The 6,458-nt window shown below is 44.6% G+C and carries 7 protein-coding genes; 4 read left to right on the top strand and 3 right to left on the bottom strand.

The features are described 5' to 3' along the window. Positions 1 to 207 precede the first annotated feature (207 nt). Positions 208 to 441 carry a ComEA family DNA-binding protein gene (locus tag A2517_RS05410; protein ID WP_367187988.1) on the top strand — a complete coding sequence of 78 codons (234 nt, stop codon included), beginning with the start codon at positions 208 to 210 and terminating at the stop codon, positions 439 to 441. Here A2517_RS05410 and A2517_RS05405 read toward each other — a convergent pair. Genes A2517_RS05405 through bioD form a run of 3 tightly spaced genes read right to left on the bottom strand, consistent with a single transcriptional unit; the run spans position 438 to position 2,910 of the window. Continuing rightward, on the bottom strand, positions 438 to 1,373 hold the full coding sequence (locus tag A2517_RS05405; protein ID WP_294894899.1) for an aminodeoxychorismate synthase component I: 936 nt from the start codon (positions 1,371 to 1,373) through the stop codon (positions 438 to 440). The genes A2517_RS05410 and A2517_RS05405 overlap by 4 nt on opposite strands. Continuing rightward, complete coding sequence (locus tag A2517_RS05400; protein WP_294894897.1) at positions 1,373 to 2,242, bottom strand: aspartate carbamoyltransferase catalytic subunit; 870 nt, start codon at positions 2,240 to 2,242, stop codon at positions 1,373 to 1,375. The genes A2517_RS05405 and A2517_RS05400 overlap by 1 nt, the downstream gene beginning before the upstream one ends. A 14-nt stretch (positions 2,243 to 2,256) precedes the next feature. Beyond that, positions 2,257 to 2,910, bottom strand: a complete 654-nt coding sequence (gene bioD / locus A2517_RS05395; RefSeq protein ID WP_294894895.1) for a dethiobiotin synthase — start codon at positions 2,908 to 2,910, stop codon at positions 2,257 to 2,259. Positions 2,911 to 2,956: 46 nt separating this feature from the next. On the opposite strand from bioD, the gene A2517_RS05390 reads away from it, so the two are divergent. From A2517_RS05390 to A2517_RS05380, 3 genes are all read left to right on the top strand, one after another. Then, positions 2,957 to 4,198 (top strand): aminotransferase class I/II-fold pyridoxal phosphate-dependent enzyme, encoded by a 1,242-nt coding sequence (locus A2517_RS05390; protein WP_294894893.1) that lies wholly within the window; start codon positions 2,957 to 2,959, stop codon positions 4,196 to 4,198. A 22-nt stretch (positions 4,199 to 4,220) separates the two neighbouring features. Then, on the top strand, positions 4,221 to 4,520 hold the full coding sequence (locus A2517_RS05385) for an ATP-dependent Clp protease adaptor ClpS (protein ID WP_294894891.1): 300 nt from the start codon (positions 4,221 to 4,223) through the stop codon (positions 4,518 to 4,520). A 2-nt stretch (positions 4,521 to 4,522) separates the two neighbouring features. Beyond that, a partial coding sequence (locus A2517_RS05380; RefSeq protein WP_294894889.1) for an AAA family ATPase occupies positions 4,523 to 6,458 on the top strand: 1,936 nt, incomplete at its 3' end.

The raw sequence follows: 6,458 nt of genomic DNA, 5'->3' as shown, positions 1-6,458 counted from the left end.
AGCTAAGACCCTCATCGCTCATAATACTGCATCTTTCAGGTGTGGAAACGTAGGTCGCCGCCTGGCCTCAGATTTTTACTTCTTCCTCAATTTAAATCCTCTCTTTTTTTAAACAATCACATAAAATATAACATTTACTAATTTGACAAACAAAATTTCACGCGCTACAATCTAATACTTTATTTCTTGAGGTTAGATATGGTTAAAATTATCACACTGCTTGTTCTATTCTTTTCACTCCTATTGGGTTCCATTAACATTAATAAAGCCAATTCGGCCCAGCTGCAAACCTTGTACGGAATTGGCCCCTCTAAGGCACAAGAGATACTTAAATACCGAAAATCCCATAACGGGTTTAAAACCGTGGATGAACTTGTCAATGTCAAAGGTATCGGTCCTAAAACATTCCAGAAATTAAAACCTCAGGTGAGTGTCCGTTAAGGGATATATATTTTATCTAGCATCTCTTTGTATTCACCCTCGCAAATACTATCGGCGGTAATGCCGCCACCGCTTTTATAGATAAGATTTCCATCTTTATTTTCAATGAAACGGATAGCTACGGCACTGTAAAGGTTCTTGCCGTCAAAATGACCGAAAACACCTGTAAAATAGCCTCTCTTGTATCCTTCGACCTCTTCGATAATCTCAACGGTTTTTCGTTTCGGTGTACCGCTGATACTTCCAGCAGGTAATAAGGCTAGCACCAACTCTCCAATATTATCTTTCCAATTGTTATGTAATAAACCGGATATATGAGAACTTACTTGATGAAGTTTTTTGTCTCCGGTATCAATAGTCGTTATGTATCGGAATGTCTCTACTTTGATATTTTTAGCAACGATTCCTAAATCATTACGTAAAAGATCGACGATCATCGTGTGTTCTGCGAACTCTTTTGGATCGTTGAGTATAGTTTCGATCGCATTAGGAATCGATGCATCAATAGTACCCTTCATCGGATAGGTATGAATGGTGTTTTCTTCAATCGTAATAAACGGCTCGGGTGAGAAGCAGACAAATTGATCTTTAACACGGAGCTTATAGGGGGCATGCGCCATAGTATAGATCTCTTTGAGTGTGTAGGGAGACTCAAGGGGAGTTGGTTGGGTCAAATTAAGCAGATAGCTATTGCCGCGGCGGATATGTTCTTGAACGGCATCGAATTTTTGGCGATAATTTTCTAAGCAGATAGGAAAAAAGGAGGGCTTGTGCGGGGAATTAGTACGATTAGAATCGCTGTTAAATGCAAATTCAATATCTTCGTCTTTGAGTTCATCCAAGGTATAACAATGGATATGTTCTCCGGTGAAGTCGGTATAAAAAAAGCAAGGTACCCCCGAAGAGACGAGAGAACTGAACCGTTGAATCATTAGGCGATTAGTGCTTTAAGGACAGCCATCCGAATTGCTACGCCGTTTCGTACTTGTTCCAATACTTTACATCTCGGGTCGCCGAGCATCATATCGTCGATATCGATATTACGGTGTACCGGTCCCGGATGGAGAAGGATCAGGTCGCGGTTCCCGACAAGCTCATGGGTGATACAGAAATCCGATCCGTAGTCTTTAAGTGAACCGTAGGTTTGGTGGGAATGGCGCTCCGTTTGGGTACGCAGAGACATAATAGCATCGACATCATCGATGACGTCGTGAAGATTATGGGTCATTTTAAGATGGGAGTCAGGGAGAAAATGAGGCGGTGCCACAAGGGTGATATCCATCCCGAAGCGGGTTAGGAGTTCGATATTGCTGTTCGCGACACGGGAGTTTTTGATATCACCGACAATAGCGATTTTTTTACCCTTCACATCCCCAAAATGACGGCGAAGAGTGAAGAGATCAAGAAGTGCCTGAGTCGGATGGGCATGGGCACCGTCTCCTGCATTGATAATCGAAGCATGGGTGTGTTCGGCGAGGATATTAGGAACTCCGGCATGGGGATGACGGACGATCATGGCATGCGGTCCCATCGCATCCAGATTAGCCGCCGTGTCGACAAGGCTCTCCCCTTTTTGGGTAGAGCTTTTTTGAACATCCAGATGAACGACTTCCGCACCGAGCCGTTTAGCGGCTATTTCAAACGAACTTTTGGTACGGGTGGAGTTTTCAAAAAAGAGGGTAATAATGATTTTTTCTTTGAGAATAGGATCAAACTGACCTCCCAAATAGTGTTCTGCATCGTGTAAAACCTGTAAAACTTCTTCAGTCGTAAAATTGTCTGTCCGAATAAGATGTTTCATACTTTCCCCCGTATTTATAGTGTAATTGTATCTAAAAGTGCTTGCGCTATGGCATCGATATCTTTATCAATTCGGTAGACTCGATCAAACCGATGTTGAAAATAGGGGAGGGAAGTGGCTTCAAAGGAGGTATCATCGGATTGACAGTTGAGTCCCCAAACAAAAGGGAGAGCGGCATCTTGGAGAGCTTTAATGCTGAGGAGGGTGTCATTAATACATCCGAGACGGCAGTGGGAAACCAAAAGGGTCGTTGCATTGAAACATCGGGGGAGATCAATCATCATGTTTTTTTCATCGATCGGAACCATTAATCCGCCGGCCCCTTCGATAATAACGATATCGCATAAGGCTTCGATTTTTTCCAAAGCTTTTTCCAAGAGATTAAAATCGATCGTTTTGCCTCCGTTGGCAACAAAGGGGGCGGCGGGAAGAGGGTATTGCAAGGTGACAATATCGTTTATCGATAGTGCGGCAAGTGAAGGATTATAGCTTAATGCACTTTGATAGAGGAGATTTCCATCCGAGGGAATGGAGGTTACTCCGGTTTCGATCGGTTTGTAAACGCCGACTCGCAACCCTAGATGGCTGAGGGCTTTAATCAGTAATTGGGAGGTATAAGTTTTGCCGATATTGGTATTGGTTGCGGTGATGAAAATGCGTTTAGTCAATGGAACTTCTTTTTCGTTATAATTGCCCTATTTTAATATAGGTTTGATGATGAATCGCTTTGAAGAGTTTACAACACGCATTGTTCAGCAAGTGGGGAAAAAAGAGGGACCGGTTAGTCCCGTTATGGTTAATTCCGCATCATTTGGATACGGCAACAGTGAGAGTGGCGAGGGGATCTTTGAGGGATCGGTGAAAAAACCTTTGTATGCCCGTGTCGGAAATCCGACATCGGCACAGTTGGAACAGATCTTGGCCTCTATGGACGGTGGAATCGGAGCAGTGGCTGCATCCTCTGGAATGGGTGCCACGGCTATGGCAACGCTCAGTCTTTTACGCGCAGGTGATGAGATTATCAGCATCGGGGGACTTTTCGGAGGAACCTATTCCTATTTTTCCGAAACATTAGAGCGTTTTGGGATTACCACCCATTTTTTTGATGTGGATGAGCTCTCTGCTATCGAGGAAGCGATCAATACGGCGACAAAAATACTCTTTTTAGAGAGCGTCGGCAATCCCAATATGCGTTTACCCGATATTGCTAAAATCGCCGAGATTGCGAATCGGCATGGGGTGGTGTTGATGGTGGACAATACGATTACCCCGCTGAGTGTAGCTCCCTTAGCATTGGGTGCCGATATCGTGGTCTATTCGACGACGAAAATTATTACCGGAAATGCTTCCTCACTAGGCGGTGCCGTTATTTTCCGCGCTATTTCTGAGGGTGAGGATAAGTTTAAAGGGGAGCGTTATAAAGATTTACATCCGTTTATCAAAAAAATGGGGTCCATGGCACTGATAGCCAATGCCAAAAAACGGGCACTGCGTGATTTCGGAATGTCGGCAAACGGGTTTGGAAGTTATCTTACCATGTTGGGATTGGAAACATTGCCGTTGCGTATGGATCGAATCGTAACAACGGTAGAAATTGTTGCCAAAACACTGTATGATAAAGGGTTTAATGTTAACCACCCCTGTTTAGCGCATCATCCTCATCATGAACGGTATGTGAACCAATTTTCAAACGGATGCGGAACGGTTCTTACGATCGATTTGGGGAGCAAAGAGAAAGCTTTTGAATTCCTCAATCATTCAAAACTGATTACGATCACAGCCAACATCGGAGATAGCCGTACTTTAGGGCTTCATATGGCTTCAACAATTTATCGCGATTTTGATACACAAACACAGGAATTTTTAGGGATAACAGCGGGGCTTGTCCGTATTTCGATCGGCTTGGAAAGTGCTGAAGCGATTATCGATGATTTTTGTAACGCGGCAAAAATTTAAAAAGATTCGGTATAGTTCAATTATGGCTACGAAACATGAACACTCGACACAATTAAATATTTTAGTAGAGCATCCGAAGCAGTATAATGTTTTTTTGCTCAATGACGATTACACATCCATGGATTTTGTGGTGGATATTTTAATGAAACTATTTCGTCGCAATTTTCAGGAAGCTCACGCGATTATGATTGAAGTGCATCGAAGCGGTCGCGGTTTATGCGGTGTCTATCCCTATGAGGTGGCGGAAACAAAAGTACATCAAGTGGGGACATTGGCTCGTGAAAACGGATTTCCCCTTAAAGCGGTAATGGAGGAGGCATAATCATGGTAAGTACAGAACTCAATGCGATTTTTCAAAAAGCGATTGCATTTGCGAGGCATCAGCGTCATGAATATCTTACTATCGAACATGTTATGTTTGCTCTACTTAATTCGTCTGATGGAGAAGCGATTATCCGTTCGTGCGGTGCAGATATAGAGATTATTCGAGAATCGTTGGGTGCCTATCTAATGCAGACGATGGAACCGTTGCCCGATGAGCAGGAACCTTTTGAGACGGTCGCGCTGGCTCGAATGATTGATGGGATGATGCACCATGTACGAAGTGCCCAAAAAGAGGCCGCCGATGTAGGTGATTTAATCGCTGCGGTATATGAAGAACATCACACCTATGCGTGTATGCTCCTCGAAGAGTACGGTATCAGCCGTGTCGATGTCCTTGAAGCGATATCCCACCGTGATCTAGGGAATACACAAGAGGATACGCGTAGCGAGGGAGCACTTCAAAAGTATGCGATCAATCTGATTGAACAGGCTAAAAAAGGGAAAATTGATCCCGTTATCGGCCGTCTTAACGAGATTGAGAGAGCGATTCAGACACTATGCCGACGTAAGAAAAATAATCCTCTCCTTATCGGTGAACCGGGTGTCGGTAAAACAGCGATTGCTGAGGGGTTAGCACTACGGATTCTCTCAGGAGATGTCCCCGTGTTGCTTGAAGATGCCGAAATTTTTGCTCTCGATTTGGGGGCAATGCTCGCAGGAACCAAATATCGGGGCGATTTTGAGAAGCGGCTCAAAGCGGTTATGGATGAAGCCTCAGAGCACCCCAATGCAATTTTATTTATCGATGAAATACATACTATCGTCGGAGCAGGGGCTGTAGGGGGCGGGAGTATGGATGCGTCTAATCAGCTCAAACCCGCTCTTGCCTCGGGAGTACTCAAATGTATGGGGGCAACGACCCATGCCGAATATCGAAGCGTGTTTGAGAAAGATCGAGCTCTCAGCCGCCGTTTTGCCCGTATCGAGGTGGGTGAACCGAGTGAGGAGGAGAGCTTCTTGATCCTAAAAGGGTTACGTGCACGGTATGAAAAGCATCATGGGGTGAAATATACCGATAAAGCATTGCGCTCTGCCGTCGAGCTCTCTAAAAAATACATTACCGATCGCTTTTTACCCGATGTCGCTATCGATCTGATCGATGAAGCGGGGGCGTCGTTTCATCTCAAAACCCATAAGCGAACCACGATTACGCCACACGATATTGAGAATGTAATCGCTAAAATGACGGGAATCCCTCCTTCTAAAATGGGGACGGATGAGCGTGAAAAACTCGCTTCGTTAGAATCCGATCTTAAAGCACTGGTCATCGGTCAAGATAGTGCGGTTTCAGAGGTGGTTAAATCGATTAAACGCTCCTACGCAGGTCTCAGTGCACCGCAAAAACCGATAGCCTCTTTTTTATTTTCCGGTCCTACCGGGGTAGGAAAAACAGAATTGGCAAGATCGTTGGCAGAAACGATGGGGATCTATTTTGAGCGGTTCGATATGTCTGAATATATGGAAAAACATGCCCTTAGCCGTCTCATCGGTGCCCCTCCGGGATATGTGGGATTTGAGCAGGGGGGATTGTTGGTCGAGACAGTACGAAAGCATCCGTATATGGTTTTATTACTGGATGAGATCGAAAAAGCCCATCCTGATTTGATCAATGTACTGCTGCAGGTGATGGACAGCGCAACCTTGACCGACAATACGGGGTTTAAAGCAAACTTTGCGAATGTCGTTCTTGTTATGACCTCCAATATTGGAGCGAGTGAGAGGAGTGTAATGGGCTTCAATGCCGACAGCTCAATTTCCCGTCATGAAGCCCTTAAATCGTTTTTTACCCCGGAGTTTCGTAACCGCCTTGATGGGGTAATCGAATTTGCCGCATTACCGATGAACGTGGTAGAGGGAATCGTCGATAAATTCATTC

It is taken from the genome of Sulfuricurvum sp. RIFOXYD12_FULL_44_77, assembly GCF_001830725.1.
GTDB classification, from domain to species: Bacteria; Campylobacterota; Campylobacteria; order Campylobacterales; family Sulfurimonadaceae; genus Sulfuricurvum; species Sulfuricurvum kujiense_A.
This window is presented reverse-complemented; position numbering and strand designations above follow the sequence as displayed.

Coding starts and splice junctions, on each gene's coding strand:
- A2517_RS05405 (WP_294894899.1), bottom strand. CDS start 1,373: ATGATTCAACGGTTCAGTTCTCTCGTCTCTTCGGGGGTACCTTGCTTT.
- A2517_RS05400 (WP_294894897.1), bottom strand. CDS start 2,242: ATGAAACATCTTATTCGGACAGACAATTTTACGACTGAAGAAGTTTTA.
- A2517_RS05390 (WP_294894893.1), top strand. CDS start 2,957: ATGATGAATCGCTTTGAAGAGTTTACAACACGCATTGTTCAGCAAGTG.
- A2517_RS05385 (WP_294894891.1), top strand. CDS start 4,221: ATGGCTACGAAACATGAACACTCGACACAATTAAATATTTTAGTAGAG.